This window comes from Rheinheimera sp., assembly GCF_965283995.1.
In the GTDB taxonomy this organism is placed as follows: domain Bacteria; phylum Pseudomonadota; class Gammaproteobacteria; order Enterobacterales; family Alteromonadaceae; genus Pararheinheimera.
In genome coordinates, this window is sequence record NZ_CBDIQG010000001.1 from 2,896,765 (window position 1) to 2,911,691 (window position 14,927).

13 protein-coding genes are annotated in these 14,927 nt (G+C 51.6%); 9 read left to right on the forward strand and 4 right to left on the reverse strand.

Going from position 1 to position 14,927, the window contains the following annotated elements; genetic code table 11:
- The first annotated feature begins 16 nt into the window (after positions 1-16).
- The 9 genes from ACQ66Q_RS12935 (at position 17) to ACQ66Q_RS12975 (ending at position 9,952) form a co-directional block, all read left to right on the forward strand.
- Positions 17-475, forward strand: coding sequence for a DUF1249 domain-containing protein (locus tag ACQ66Q_RS12935; protein ID WP_430457188.1), 459 nt, complete (start codon positions 17-19; stop codon positions 473-475).
- The gene (locus tag ACQ66Q_RS12940; protein ID WP_430457189.1) at positions 472-1,224 is read left to right on the forward strand and encodes a metallophosphoesterase family protein; all 753 of its coding nucleotides are present in this window, start codon (positions 472-474) and stop codon (positions 1,222-1,224) included. The genes ACQ66Q_RS12935 and ACQ66Q_RS12940 overlap by 4 nt, the downstream gene beginning before the upstream one ends.
- A complete protein-coding gene (locus ACQ66Q_RS12945; protein WP_430457190.1) occupies positions 1,221-1,796 on the forward strand; it encodes a YqiA/YcfP family alpha/beta fold hydrolase in 576 nt (191 codons plus the stop codon). Before ACQ66Q_RS12940 ends, ACQ66Q_RS12945 begins: the two co-directional genes overlap by 4 nt.
- Before the next feature lie 81 nt (positions 1,797-1,877).
- Positions 1,878-3,770: a DNA topoisomerase IV subunit B gene (gene parE, locus ACQ66Q_RS12950; RefSeq protein ID WP_430457191.1), complete on the forward strand. Its 1,893-nt coding sequence runs from the start codon at positions 1,878-1,880 to the stop codon at positions 3,768-3,770.
- A gap of 88 nt (positions 3,771-3,858) precedes the next feature.
- Positions 3,859-5,253 carry a tetratricopeptide repeat protein gene (locus tag ACQ66Q_RS12955; RefSeq protein ID WP_430457192.1) on the forward strand — a complete coding sequence of 465 codons (1,395 nt, stop codon included), beginning with the start codon at positions 3,859-3,861 and terminating at the stop codon, positions 5,251-5,253.
- Positions 5,254-5,280: 27 nt separating this feature from the next.
- Complete coding sequence (gene parC / locus ACQ66Q_RS12960; protein WP_430457193.1) at positions 5,281-7,548, forward strand: DNA topoisomerase IV subunit A; 2,268 nt, start codon at positions 5,281-5,283, stop codon at positions 7,546-7,548.
- Positions 7,549-7,792: 244 nt separating this feature from the next.
- A complete protein-coding gene (locus tag ACQ66Q_RS12965) occupies positions 7,793-8,539 on the forward strand; it encodes a 1-acylglycerol-3-phosphate O-acyltransferase (RefSeq protein WP_430457194.1) in 747 nt (248 codons plus the stop codon).
- Positions 8,540-8,544: 5 nt separating this feature from the next.
- Positions 8,545-8,913: a ribonuclease E inhibitor RraB gene (rraB, locus tag ACQ66Q_RS12970; protein WP_430457195.1), complete on the forward strand. Its 369-nt coding sequence runs from the start codon at positions 8,545-8,547 to the stop codon at positions 8,911-8,913.
- Positions 8,914-9,157: 244 nt separating this feature from the next.
- Positions 9,158-9,952, forward strand: a complete 795-nt coding sequence (locus ACQ66Q_RS12975; RefSeq protein WP_430457196.1) for a THxN family PEP-CTERM protein — start codon at positions 9,158-9,160, stop codon at positions 9,950-9,952.
- A 166-nt stretch (positions 9,953-10,118) separates the two neighbouring features.
- On the opposite strand, the gene ACQ66Q_RS12980 is transcribed toward ACQ66Q_RS12975, so the two are convergent.
- From ACQ66Q_RS12980 to ACQ66Q_RS12995, 4 genes are all read right to left on the reverse strand, one after another.
- On the reverse strand, positions 10,119-10,928 hold the full coding sequence (locus tag ACQ66Q_RS12980) for a THxN family PEP-CTERM protein (RefSeq protein ID WP_430457197.1): 810 nt from the start codon (positions 10,926-10,928) through the stop codon (positions 10,119-10,121).
- Positions 10,929-11,197: 269 nt separating this feature from the next.
- Positions 11,198-11,407, reverse strand: coding sequence for a hypothetical protein (locus tag ACQ66Q_RS12985; RefSeq protein WP_430457198.1), 210 nt, complete (start codon positions 11,405-11,407; stop codon positions 11,198-11,200).
- A gap of 117 nt (positions 11,408-11,524) precedes the next feature.
- Entirely contained in the window at positions 11,525-14,389 is a 2,865-nt protein-coding gene (locus ACQ66Q_RS12990) for a valine--tRNA ligase (RefSeq protein ID WP_430457199.1), read from the reverse strand.
- 53 nt (positions 14,390-14,442) lie between these two features.
- Entirely contained in the window at positions 14,443-14,874 is a 432-nt protein-coding gene (locus ACQ66Q_RS12995) for a DNA polymerase III subunit chi (RefSeq protein WP_208931885.1), read from the reverse strand.
- Between the last annotated feature and the right edge of the window lie 53 nt (positions 14,875-14,927).

A 14,927-nucleotide genomic window follows, 5' to 3' on the forward strand; every position in this document is an offset into this window, starting at 1 on the left:
GGGATCCTCGTCAGCGATGAGTTTGAGCAAACAACGGCGATATCAGCCTTATGTGCCGGACTTCCTGAGTCTGTGTGAACGCAATTACGCGCAGCTGCGCCATTTGTTGCCGCGTTCCGGTCAGGTTGGTGATGCCGTGCAAATTCAGGTCAGTGCTGCAGACAAGTATCTGCTGAAGCTGCAGGAACTGTGTAAATTCACCAGCACCATCCGGATTGAACACATCAGTGAACCGTTGTTTTCTGAGCAGGTTGTCAGCTGGTTACGGCCACAATTTGAAGTGCGTTTATATCATGACGCGCGGCTGGCGGAAGTGGTTGCCTGTCAGCAGGTCAGGCAGTTTAAAGCCGTCTATGACTACCCGAATACCGATATGTTACTGCCCGACGAAAAACGCCAGATTAATCTGCTATTGCGCGACTGGCTCAATTTGTGTCGGGCGCAGGGACTTTGCAGCGCCGTGGTATTGCTGTGACCGATGCAGTTTTTCCCTGGCCGGTTGCTGCATTGGTCCAGATCACTGACTGTCATTTATTGGCGACGCCGGATGCGCTGTATCAGGGCATCAGGCCTTATCAGCATTTACGCCGGATATTAGACGAATTGCGGCCACAAGCGCCGCTATTGATCCTGACTGGCGATTTGACCGAAGATCACAGCGCTGACTCTTACGCGTTATTGCAGCAGTTGCTGGCTGACTGGCCGGCACCGGTATTTTTACTGCCGGGTAATCATGACGAGCGGGTTGCACTGGAGCAGCTAAGTCAGCAGCCACCGTTCCGGCCTGAGCGTCGGCTGGCATTGCCGGGCTGGCAATTGTGGTTACTCGACAGCAAAGGCGACACGCCGGCCGGCAGTTTTCCGCCTGCGCGGCTGGCGACGCTGGAACATTGGCTGACCGACAGCGCCGATGCGCAGATTTTCTGGTTTTGTCATCATCATTTGCTGCCGATCGGCAGTTTTATCGACCGGTTTGATCAGCAAGACAAAGCGGGTTTGCTGGAAATGCTCAGGCGTGAGCCGCGCCTGCGCGGTCTGGCGCACGGTCATTGTCATCATGCCTATCAATATGATTTGCCGGAGTTTGTTCAGGTAGGCTGCCCGGCCAGCTCAGTACAGTTTTTACAGACGCCGGACTGGCAGACGCAGGATCAAGGTCCACGTGCCTGCCGCTGGGTATTTACGCCAGATGGCCGTCTGCAATGGGAGTTTTTACAGTTTTGACGTCACAACATATTGTGTATTTACATGGTTTCGCCAGTTCGTCACAGTCAGAGAAAGCGTTGTTGGTGCGGGATTATTTCCAGCAACATTTGCCACAGCATCAGTTGTCGGTGCCGGATTTGCCGTACACGCCGGCCGAAGCCTGGCAAGAATTACAGCTGCTGTGTGTACAAAATCCTCCCCAGCTGGTCATCGGCAGCTCTTTGGGCGGTTTTCTGGCCACGGCACTGGCCGAGCAGTATGGCTGCCGCGCGGTCCTGATCAATCCGGCGGTGCGGCCGCATCTGTTATTACAACAGCATTTGGGTCGGTATTATCATCCGGTGCGGCAGCAGCACTATGAAGTACGGGCCGATCATCTGCCGCTACTGGAAGAGTTACAGGTACAGAAATTGCGTCGGCCATCACAATATCTGGTGTTATTACAAAGCGGTGACGAGGTGCTGGACTATCGTCAGGCGCTGGATTTTTATCAACAATGTCAGACAGATGTACAAGAAGGCGGCGATCACAGCTATCAGAACCTGCAAAGCCGGCTGGCGGATATTGTCAATTTCGGCCAATTAGCGTAAAACACTGTGGATTGATACAGCCTCAGGGACAGTCCTGATGGACCCGCGCCTTCAACGCAATTCAGACTCCGGAACCTATGCATGACAGAACAACAATATAATGCCGATTCCATTGAGGTCCTGACGGGCCTTGAGCCGGTGCAGCGTCGCCCGGGTATGTACACCGACACCTCGCGACCTAACCATCTGGCGCAGGAAGTCATCGATAACAGTGTCGACGAAGCGCTGGCCGGTCATGCCGACACAGTACAAGTCATTCTGCATCCGGATCAGTCGATTGAAGTCATTGATAATGGCCGTGGCATGCCGGTGGATATTCACCCGGAAGAAGGCGTCAGCGGCGTCGAACTGATCCTGTGCCGGCTGCATGCCGGCGGTAAATTCTCCAATAAAAACTACCAGTTCTCCGGCGGCCTGCATGGCGTCGGGATCTCGGTCGTCAACGCATTATCCAGCCGGGTTGAAGTGTCGGTGCGCCGCGACGGCAACGTCTATGAAATGGCGCTGGAACATGGCAATAAAGTCAGTGAACTGGCGATCACCGGTACCGTCGGTAAACGCAATACCGGCACCCGCGTGCGCTTCTGGGCAGATCCGAAGTATTTTGATTCTCCGAAATTTTCGGTCAGCCGGCTGCTGCATGTATTAAAAGCCAAAGCGGTGTTATGTCCGGGGCTGACAGTCAAATTTGAAGACAAAATCAACGACCAAAGTTACAGCTGGTGTTACATCGCCGGGATCCGCGATTACCTGATTGACGCGGTGAAAGAGTCGGTGACATTGCCCGAGCTGCCGTTTGTCGGTGCTTTTTCTGCCAGTACTGAAGCCGTCGACTGGGCGGTATTATGGCTGCCGGAAGGCGGCGAACTGCTGACCGAAAGTTATGTCAACCTGATCCCGACTGCGCAGGGCGGTACCCACGCCAATGGCCTGCGCCAGGGCTTGCTGGAAGCGCTGCGCGAATTCTGTGAATTCCGCAATTTGCTGCCGCGTGGTATCAAACTGACACCGGAAGATGTCTGGGATCGCTGTGCCTATATCCTGTCGCTGAAAATGCAGGAGCCGCAGTTTGCCGGCCAGACCAAAGAACGTTTATCAAGCCGCCAGGCGTCCAGCTTTGTCACCGGCGTGGTCAAAGACAGTTTCAGCCTGTGGCTGAACGAGCATACCGAAGTCGCACAGACGCTGGCCGAGTTTTGCATCAATAACGCGCAAAAACGCTTACGGGCTGAAAAGAAAATTGTACGGAAAAAGGTCACTGCAGGTCCGGCATTACCGGGCAAACTTGCTGATTGTAGTGGTTCTGACGTCAGTCGCTCGGAGCTTTTTCTGGTGGAAGGGGATTCAGCAGGCGGTTCAGCCAAACAAGCCCGTGACCGTGAATATCAAGCAGTGATGCCGCTACGCGGCAAAATTCTGAATACCTGGGAAGTTGATTCCGAACAAATTCTGGCGTCGCAGGAAGTGCATGATATTTCAGTCGCGATTGGGCTGGATCCCAATTCAACAGACTTATCGCAACTGCGTTATGGCAAGGTTTGTATCCTGGCTGATGCTGACTCTGATGGTCTGCACATTGCCACCTTACTTTGTGCGTTGTTTATGCAACATTTCCGTACGCTGGTGGATGCTGGCCATGTCTTTGTCGCGATGCCGCCCCTGTACCGCATCGACATCGGCAAAGACGTTTATTACGCGCTGGATGAGGATGAAAAAAATGGCATTCTCGATCGGCTGGAAGCGGAGAAAAAACGCGGCAAAATCAATGTTCAACGTTTTAAAGGTCTCGGCGAAATGAACCCGTTGCAGCTGCGGGAAACCACGATGGATCCAAACACGCGCCGGCTGGTACAGCTGACTATCGATGATGAACGCCAGACGCTGGAAATGATGGATATGTTGCTGGCGAAAAAGCGTGCCAACGACCGCAAGGACTGGCTGGAGCATAAAGGCGATCGCGCCATTCTGGCCTAACGTTAACACGCCCTAGGGATTGTCAGAGGCGGACGGTCACGGTACTCTGAGCCGAAAATTTATGCACTTTGGATGAATTATTATTACTATGAAAGTCTGTGCAGCAATATTACTGAGTTGTCTTTGGTGTTGGTCGGCGTCAACGCTGGCCAACGATGCCAATACTGCAGCGTTACCGGATTGGTTACTGCAAATTCAGCAACAAAAAAATATTCAACCTGAAGCCATGTTGCAGCAGGCGCTGAGCCATGAAGCCGAGTTTGGCAACTGGAATGTAACGCAACAGGCCAGCTGGCTGAACGAATTGTCGCTGATTTACGAGGCGCTGGGTCGCCATCGCGATCAATTGGCGGCCGCAGAACGCGGCTTGGCACTGGTGCCGGATTTACTCAGTAAAACCCATGTCGAATTGCTGTTTAGCATGGGATATGCGCTGGAAATGCATCGGGAATATGCACAGGCCAATGAATATTATAAAAAAGGCATGGCGTTAGCGACTGAGCTGAAAGATGAAAAGCTGATGGTTCAGGGGCAACTGAATCTGGCAGCGATGCTGGCGGAAGAAAGCCAGGATCAGGAAGCGCTGGAAACATTAAAACAAGCCTACGACCGCGCCGTGAAGCTGGGCGATAAAGAGACGCTAGCCAGCGTGAATGCCGAACTGGGCCTGATGTACACCATGCTGATGAGCGATGAAGAAGCGCGTAAGCTGCTGGAAGAATCTTATCGTTTATTCGATGAGCTGGGCTGGGAGAAAAGCAAAATTTCGGTCTGGTACAATCTGGCCATGACCTATCGCTATCAGAGTAAACCGGAACTGGCGCTGGAAATATTCGATAAGATGCTCAAAGCCAGCCTGCACGCCGAAGATCCGGTGCAGTCGTATTATGCCTATCTTGGCCTCGCGACGACACATCGTGGTATGAAAAAGTACGATGCCGCAGTGTCTTATATGGAGCAGGCCGATACGTACCTGCCTTATCTGCAATCGACCTATCAGCTCAGCGAGCATCATTTTGAAAAAGCGCTGATTTATCGCGCATTGGGTCAGACCAGTCTGGCGTTCCAGGAAGTTGATTTGGCGGCAGAGACGCTTGGTAACCAACGCAATGTGTCTGACAAATTTTTTGCACTGCATTTTGACCGGTTAAAGTCGCATTTGTATGCCGACAACGGCGACTTTGAAAAAGCCTACAGCCTGCTTGATCAGTTCTTCAAAAACTATGTCAGCCTGCAAGACGATAAACGCGATTTACAGGTGCAGAAACTACGTTTGAGCTTTGATGCTGAGCGGCAACAGGCGAAAAACGAGTTGCTGCAAAAGGACAATGAGTTGCAGGCTCTGCGACTACAGGAAGTGGAACGGAAGCGTCAGATCCAATGGCTGTGGATTGGGCTGTTTGCCTGCACCAGTCTGATCCTGCTGACATTATTGCTGTGGCAATGGCGACGTCGTCGTCAGAGTCTTTCAGCCACAGAATAAGGCTAATTTTGCCGAAAAGGGTAATGCATGACTGATATCATCATCAGCGCCGACGGGATTGAACAACGCCCGATGCGGCATTTTACTGAAGAAGCCTACCTCAATTATTCGATGTACGTGATTATGGACCGGGCGTTACCGCATATCGGTGACGGACTGAAGCCGGTGCAGCGCCGCATCGTCTATGCCATGTCTGAGCTCGGCTTGTCGCACGTCGCGAAATATAAAAAATCCGCGCGTACCGTCGGTGACGTGTTGGGTAAATTCCACCCGCATGGTGATAGTGCCTGTTATGAAGCCATGGTGCTGATGGCGCAGCCGTTTTCGTACCGCTATCCGCTGGTTGATGGTCAGGGCAACTGGGGCGCGCCGGATGATCCGAAATCTTTCGCCGCGATGCGTTACACCGAAGCCAAACTGTCGCGGTTCAGCGAGCTGCTGTTAAGTGAGCTGGGGCAGGGCACGGTCGATTGGATCCCGAATTTCGACGGCACACTGGATGAACCCAAAGTATTGCCAGCCCGGCTGCCGCATATTCTGCTGAACGGCGTTACCGGTATCGCGGTGGGTATGGCAACTGACATTCCCCCCCACAATGTGCGTGAAATCACCGAAGCGGCTTGCCATTTATTGGACAACCCGAGTGCGTCAGTGCCGGACTTGCTGCAATATGTTAAAGGGCCGGATTATCCGACCGATGCCGAAATCATCACGCCGCAGCATGAACTACAGACTATTTATGAAACCGGTCGTGGCAGCGTGCGGATGCGGGCGATTTATACCGTGGAAGATGGCGATATCGTCATTACTGCGTTGCCGCATCAGACTTCTGGCGCCAAAGTGCTGGAACAGATCGCTGCGCAGATGAATGCGAAAAAGCTGCCGATGGTGTCAGACTTGCGCGATGAATCAGACCACGAAAGCCCGACCCGAATCGTTGTGGTACCACGCTCCAACCGCATCGATGTTGAACAGCTGATGCAGCATTTGTTTGCCACGACGGATTTAGAAAAATCCTATCGGGTGAATTTGAATATCCTTGGCCTTGATCAACGGCCACGGGTGAAAAACCTGTTGGAAATTCTCAGCGAATGGCTGGTATTTCGCCGTGATACTGTGCGCCGCCGTCTGCAATATCGCCTCGATAAAGTGCTGGACCGGTTGCATGTGCTGGAAGCCCTGTTAATCGCGTTTCTGAATATTGACGAAGTGATCCGGATTATTCGCGAAAACGATGAGCCTAAACCGGTGCTGATCGAGCGGTTTTTACTGACCGATCGTCAGGCCGAAGCCATTCTGGAACTGAAATTACGTCACCTGGCGAAACTCGAAGAATTTAAAATTCGTGCCGAGCAGGATGAACTGAACAAAGAGCGTGAATATCTGCAGGGCATTCTGGGCAGTGAAAGCAAACTGACTAAACTGATCCGGACCGAATTACTCGCTGACGCGAAAAAATATGGTGATGACCGCCGTAGTCCGATCGTTCAACGCGAAGAAGCTAAAGCGCTCAGTGAAAAAGAGTTGCTGCCAAGTGAAGCGGTCACCGTGATCTTGTCGGAAAAAGGCTGGGTGCGCTGTGCCAAAGGCACAGACGTCGACGGCAATAGCCTGCAATACAAAGCGGGCGACGGCTTTAAGTCGGCTGCAAGCGGCCGCAGCAATCAATATGCGGCATTTATCGATTCCAGCGGTCGCAGCTTTGCCGCTGAAGCGCATGATCTGCCATCGGCCCGTGGACAGGGCGAGCCGCTGACCACACGGTTTGCATTAGTTGCAGGTGAGAATTTCGAGCATGTACTGATGGCAGACAACCAGCTTCAGCTGCTGATCGCCAGCGATGCGGGTTACGGTTTTGTCGCGAGCTTCGAAGATTTAATCAGCCGCAATAAAGCTGGCAAAGCGCTGCTGAGTCTGCCAACCGGCGCCAAAGTGATGACGCCACAGCCGATTAAAGATCCGGCCACTGATCAGGTAGTCGCGATCTCCAATGAAGGCCGGATGTTGGTGTTCCCGGTGTCTGAGCTGCCGAAACTGGCCAAAGGCAAGGGGAATAAGATCTTGAGTATCGCCTCGGCACGCGCCGCCAGCCGTGAAGAGTATCTGAAAATTCTGGCCGTCGTGCCGGCCGACAGCGGCGTCACTTTAGTTGCCGGCAAACGTAAGATGACGATCAAAGCCTCTGATCTGGCACATTATGTCGGTGAACGTGGCCGGCGTGGAAATAAGTTACCGCGTGGGCTACAGCGCATCGATGAGCTGCTGGTCGGCGAAGTCGGGGACTCCGCGTTGTAAGGAATATCAGAAACCACCTGCGGGTGGTTTCTGCTTTCTATGGCATCGCGAAGTGCTGGCGAGATGCACGGAAGAGCTGTTGGTGCTGCAGTGAACATTCAGTACACAACTGTGCTCCGGATTTGCTGAAAGTGAAGCCAACTTGCAACAAATCTGGCGTGACGCCGCTAACTTTGTACAGATCAAACCAGCGTACAGCTGTAAACCGTTTATACTGCCGACCTGATAAAAATGAGGTTATGCCGTGTTAGCTGTCATCCGAATTATTTTACTGGCTGTATTTATTGTCGTCACGACTGTGGCGGGTTTAGTGTTGTGTCTGGTCCGGCCTTTTCATCGCGAGAATGTTGGTGTGGTGTCGGCCTGGTATGGCAAAGCCAGTAAGATTTTAGGCGTGAAGGTAGAGATCCGCCGCCACCCGGCTGTCACGGCGGCAATGCCTTGTGTATTTCTGGCCAATCACCAGAACAACTATGATTTGTTTACCATCAGCGGTGCTTTGGTTCCCGGCACTGTCACCATTGGCAAAAAAAGCCTGAAATGGATCCCGTTTTTTGGCCAGCTATATTGGTTCCTTGGCAATATCCTGATTGACCGCAATAACAAAAGTAAAGCCGTTGGCACTATGCAAGGCGCAGTCGAGCGCATCACCCGCGATCAACTGTCAGTTTGGGTATTCCCGGAAGGCACACGCAGTCGGGGTCGCGGCTTGTTACCTTTTAAAACCGGCGCTTTTCACATCGCTCAGCAGGCACAAGTCGGCATAGTTCCGATTTGTATGAGCAGCACCAGCAACAAGATCCGGTTAAATCGCTGGAATAATGGCCGCATCATTATTGAGTTGCTGCCGCCATTAAGCCCGGCTGAACTGCATGCACCGGTAAGGGAAATCGCCAGTCAGGTGCGCGACATCATGGCCGCGAAAATTGCTCAGCTTGATAGCGAGTTAAGCAGCGATTACACTGCGCAGACTACAACTGTCACAGGATGATCCAGATGTCTGAGAACTGGCAAGAATTTACCGAAGAAACCGTCAATGCCCTTTTAGAAGACGGCAGTGATCCGGATGCCGAGTACACAGTCGAACACCATTTTTATCATGCAGATTTTGCTCAGCTGGAAAAGCTGGCGGTGGAAGTATTTAAACTCGGGTTCGAAGTTACAGACGCAGAAGAAGTGGAGTTTGAAGACGGCGGCAGCGCCTGGGTATTTGATGCGATCCGCGAGCAATCGCTGAATGCTACAGACATCACGGCGGATGCAATTAAGCTGGAACAACTGGCACAAAAATTCGGTATCGAATATGACGGCTGGGGTACCTACTTCGAAGGTGATGAAGAATTTGACGAGGATGACGAAGAATAACTACTTCGTTCTGAATTGACTGCAAAAAGGAGCTTTTACCAGCTCCTTTTTTATTACTGCTATTTTTGCCAAGTAAAGCGGTGCAACTGTCAGAAAAATTTACGGAAGTCAATTTAGGTACATTATAAATTACTGAATTAGAAAGAACTTTAATGTTGGTCCGGTTAATGCTTACATCTTCATCAGGACACCGAAGCCGTACCCAGATGTCTACAGTATCGAATTCGTTCTCAAGGAGAAGATCATGAAAAGATTAATCAAAACTACAGCACTGGCTTGTGCCTTTTTATTACCGCAGCTCGCTCAAGCGGCATTGGTCACTCAGTGGGAATATGAAGTTTCATCTGAATGGACTGGTGCGACCTTCCAGGAATCTGGAGAAGGGACCACAGCAACGAGCAGCTCAGTACTGAGCTGGGGTGCTGATGGCGGTAGCTATACATCTAGCCCTAAAAACCGCAGTGCGCTGGTCATTAGTAACAGCCCGAAAGAAGGCAGTGACTTAGTCACTAATAGTATGATGCCGGTGCTGACTAACGTCATTACGCACTTCAATAACGTCCTTGCCGGTGGTACCAAAAGCCTCGAAAAAGCGTTGTTAAAAACTACATTGACGCTGAAACCTTTCCTGCCAACGCCTGAAGCAGCGTTAGCGGCGAGAGTGTTAAATTTCACCATCCGGTTTATTGAAACACCAAATAATGGCAATTGCGGTTTTGACAGTGCGTCAAACTGTGATGATATCTTTGTCATTGAAATCGGTGATTTGGTTACTAGCTTTAACTACAATGGCGCTAAATACACCACGGCGGTGGTTGAAACGACTTCAAGCCTGACAGGTTTGAGCCCGGCGGCTTGCGCAAAAGCAGGTGCTGCTGCTGGTTGCCTTGGTTTCAAAACCATTGAACAAGCTGCAACTGCTGCGATGTTTGGTCTGCTGATCAACGGCGTTGAAGTGTCAGCACCAGCGGGTACCGGCGCATTGGGCCTGGGCTTGTTATCTCTGTTCATGTACGGTCGTCGTCGCTCAGCGAAATAACTTAATACGTCGGATAAAAGCCTGCAGCCGCAGGCTTTTTTGTTTTTTGGAACCTTGCATCGGCTGGTAATCGATTTTGTTTGCGATGTACCTGGTGAATTAGTACTTGATCAAATCACAGCCCAAAAAAAAGGCTCCGCAGAGCCTTTGTTTCGCCAGATACAAATCAGGCTTTTTTACGCAGACGTGCAGATAAGCTTAAGCCCAATACTGAAAACGCCAGTAAACCCAGTGTAGCCGGTGCTGGCACTGTGATTTTCTCGCTTTCAATAGTGAAGCCAAACTGAGCCGTGGTGTTTTGACCTTCAACAGTCTGGAAGCCAACACAACCAGGTGCAGAATTAGCTACAGCACAAGCTGCTGCAGATAAACCGCCCAGTGTTTGAGTGGTTTCAACCAGTTTCACTGTATATTTGTAACCGTCGTAAACGAACTTAGTGACCAGGCTGGCCGGGTTGTCGATAACAAAAATATCATCGCATGCACCAATGCTGGCAAAACCACAGCTCGCGGCAGAGCTTGTATTGGTCGTTTCTTTAAAACGGATATCAAAGTTCAGTACTTTAGGCGGGAACACAGGCCCGATGACCGGCGCCCAAGGCTGTAACTGTAGTGAGGTGGTTAACACCGCACTGGTTAAAGTTGAGTAGCCGTTCAGAACGTTATTGTAGTGAGTAATAGAGTTGGTTAATGACGCATTGACTGAGTTGGTATTTGCGGTAGACGGGGCTGCCATACCAGCGATCTCGAGCGCACTGCGGTTTTTCGGGCCAGCACCTTTATAAGAGCCACCGGTAGCTCCCCAACTGATCACGTCGTTTGTAACTGAAGTTGTGCCGTTGCCAGAAGCAGAGAACACAACAGGTTGTGACCAGTTAGAAGTTGCCAGATATTGCCATTGGGTGACCAGGCTTGCAGATGCTGTCATTGGTACTACAGCGACTGCCAGTGCTGAGGCAGCGATTAAATTACGCATAAGACTCTCCATGTGAATTGTATTTTGACCTTGAGACGAAACTACATGTCCGCGCTAACATTGGCAAAATACGAGCCAAAATTTATCCAATTGATAAATATGAATAATTCAGAATTATTGATATACGGCGTGTATAAAATATGGACATTTGTTAAGTGTTGTAATTCAACATGAGAGAATGAAAATGACGCGGGAAGATATGAAATGGCATGGAACAAATTTTATGCAATGTCGGGTTGTACTATATTGGAATTCAACCTGTGACCGACTTAGCGTGACAATTGCTGCAACACGCTTGCAGCGCTAAAGGACTGGGCGTCGTCAGTGTGTGAGTGCAGAGTTGTTGCATGGTCTTCAATATCGGTCTGAAGCTGTGGATCTAGGTTTTCAGTGACCGGTATCGCGCTTAACTGTTGCATAGAGAGCTGTTGCCGGAAAAATGCGTTTCGACGTAATAACAGTTTCTTATAGGGTAACATGGTCAACTCCACTAGTTTGAGTTCCTCAGCCTAGTGGTAGTCGATGGCAGATTTATGACAGTGGCCGGATAAAAAAGGCGACCATCAGGTCGCCTTGATTTTTTCGTTCAAACCGCGTTACAGCGCAGCTATTTGCGCTTGCTGTGTCAACAGTTTGGCCACTGCGGCTTCGGCATCAGCCAGTTTCTCGCGTTCTTTCGCCAGCACCGCTTCTGGCGCTTTGGCGACAAAACCTTCGTTGGCAAGCTTGCCGGCGACACGGCTGACTTCCTGCTGCATCTTCTCCAGTTGCTTGGCAATGCGTGACAGCTCCGCGTCTTTGTCGATAAGGCCTGCCATCGGGATCAGCAGGTCCATCGCGCCTAACAGCTGTGTAGCGCTCGCTGGCGCTGTATCGGCATCAGTTAATACCGTGATGCTGTCCAGTTTGGCTAAGTTCAGCAGCAGGGCGCGGTTTTGCTCTAAGCGACGACTGTCTTCGGCGGATAAATTACGCAGCAACACCGGCAATGGCTTGGTTGGCGCAATATCCATTTCACCGCGAATATTGCGGATCGCCAGAATAAAACCTTTAACCCACTCGATATCAGCTTGCGCAGCAGTATTGACCAGCGCGCTGTCCGCTTGCGGATAGGCCTGATTCATAATGCTGATGCCGGCGCTGAAATCTTTGCTGGCCAGTGGCGCAACGCGCTGCCAAATCTCTTCAGTGATAAATGGCATGATCGGGTGCATCAGCCGCAGCAGCGATTCCAGCACTGTGACCAGTGTTTGGCGGGTGCCGCGTTGTTGCGCTTCAGTGCCTTTAAACAGCACCGGTTTGGTCAGCTCCAGGTACCAGTCACAGAACTGGTTCCAGGTGAATTCGTACAGCGTATTGGCCGCCATATCAAAGCGGTAGCTGTCGAGGTACTGACGGAACTGCGTCACCGTTTCCTGGTACTGACTCAGGATCCAATGATCAGCCAGCGACAGCTCGATGTCGCCGCCGCTTAAGCCTGTGTCTTTTTCTTCCGTCATCATCGTCACGTAACGGCTGGCGTTCCAAAGCTTGTTGACGAAGTTGCGGTAGCCTTCGAGGCGTTTCATATCCCAGTTGATATCACGGCCAGTTGACGCCAGTGCCGCTAAAGTGAAGCGCAGGGCGTCAGTGCCGGTGGCTTCAATACCTTCCGGGAATTGTTTTTTGGTCTGATTGCCGATTTTTTCTGCGAGCTGCGGCTGCATCATGTTGCTGGTGCGTTTTTCCAGCAGATCTTCAAGGCTAATGCCGTCAATCATATCCAACGGATCTATGACGTTACCCTTAGATTTCGACATTTTGTCGCCGTTTTCGTCGCGGATAAGACCGGTCACATACACGGTCTTAAACGGCACCTGCGGCTTGCCGTTTTCGTCTTTGATGAAGTGCATCGTCATCATAATCATCCGGGCAACCCAGAAGAAAATGATGTCAAAACCAGTCACCAGCACGTCAGTCGGGTGGAAGGTTTTTAAATCTTCGGTATTGTCCGGCCAGCCCAGCGTGGAGAAAGTCCACAGTGCGGACGAGAACCAGGTGTCTAACACGTCGTTGTCCTGACGCAGCGTGACGCTGTCGTCTAAGCCATGTTTGGCACGTACTTCGGCTTCATTACGACCGACGTAGACTTTACCATCTGCGGCATACCAGGCTGGAATACGGTGGCCCCACCACAGCTGACGGGAAATACACCAGTCCTGAATGTCACGCATCCAGCTGTAGTACATGTTCTCGTATTGTTTTGGCACGAACTGGATGTCGCCGTTTTCCACAGCTTCAATCGCCGTTTTCGCCATCGGCGCCACGCGTACATACCATTGGTCGGTCAGCATTGGCTCGATCACCACGCCTGAGCGGTCGCCATATGGCAGCGTATTGGTCAGCTCTTCAACTTTATCCAGCAAGCCTAATGCATCTAAAGCCGCAACAATGGCTTTACGGGCGGCGAAGCGTTCTAAGCCGGCATATTCCGCCGGAATTGATGCTTCCAGTGCGGTATTTTCTTCGCCGTTAGTGAAGAAACATTCGCCGGTGGTGCGGATCGTTGCATCCGGCGTCATCACGTTGATCATTGTCAGGCCATGACGTTTACCGACTTCATAGTCGTTAAAATCGTGCGCTGGCGTGATTTTCACGCAGCCCGAGCCTTTGTCTTTGTCGGCATGTTCATCGGCGATAATCGTGATGCGACGATTGACCAGTGGCAGCAGAATGTCTTTGCCAATCAATGACTGGTAACGCTCGTCGTCTGGGTTCACCGCCACGGCGGTGTCACCGAGCATGGTTTCCGGCCGGGTGGTCGCTACGACAATATAATCTTTGCCATCCAGTGTTTTGACGCCATCGGCCAGCGGATAACGCAGGTGCCAGAAATGGCCGCGTTGTTCTTTGTTTTCAACTTCTAAGTCGGAAATTGCCGTATGAAGTTTCGGGTCCCAGTTCACCAGGCGCTTGCCACGGTAAATCAGGTCGTCTTCATACAAGCGGACGAACACTTCCTGCACGGCGTTCGACAGGCCATCATCCATCGTGAAGCGTTCTTTGTCCCAGTCGACTGAGTTGCCGAGACGGCGCATTTGCGAAGTGATAGTGCCACCGGATTCGGCTTTCCATTCCCAGACTTTTTCGATGAAGGCATCACGGCCCATGGCGTGACGATCTGGTAAGCCAGCGGCAGCCAGTTTACGCTCCACCACCATTTGGGTGGCAATACCGGCGTGGTCGGTACCGACCTGCCACAGCGTGTTTTTGCCCTGCATGCGTTTGTAGCGGGTCAGTGCGTCCATGATGGTTTGCTGGAAAGCATGGCCCATGTGCAGGCTGCCGGTGACGTTTGGCGGCGGGATCATGATGCAGTACGCGCCGTTGCTGTTGTCACCTGAAGGCTTGAAATAGCCTTTGCTTTCCCAGGCGTTGTACATTGCCTGTTCGATTTGACTTGGATTAAATGTTTTTTCCATGGTATCTGCCTGATCTGCTCAGCATTCAAACCCTCTTCTTTGAAGATTCGGGTTTATTCGGGGGTACGCGTTTGCGGTTCCACCCCAAGCTGACGGTAATGTTTAAATTTCTGTCGCGCAGCGGCTTTGCCTTGTTCGGCCGCCGGCACAAATTCGATGATCTGACTGAAGCGGTTGGCAAAAGCGGGCACAGTGTCGGTGAGGTTAATCAGCACCTGGCGGCTGGTCCTTGGACCTTGCCAGCTGATCTCGACCGGAGCCCCACGGGCCGGGCCTTCGCCTGCCAGGTTGTGTGGCACAAAGCGTTCAGCGTCAAACTGCCATAATACCTCATCGACCGCCTCGGCGTCTTGCTGATTTGGGCAGTAGACGAAGACCCGCTGGTTGGCGCGAAACAAATCGGCACACAGCTGGCAGGTCAAAGCAAAATGAGCCGGCATGCCTGCCAGCTCATCTTGTTGCAGCAAATAAAATTGCACTTGCATTAGTTGGCTCTCATTAACACGCACTCATACACAGCTGCCCGGTCTGGCGAGCC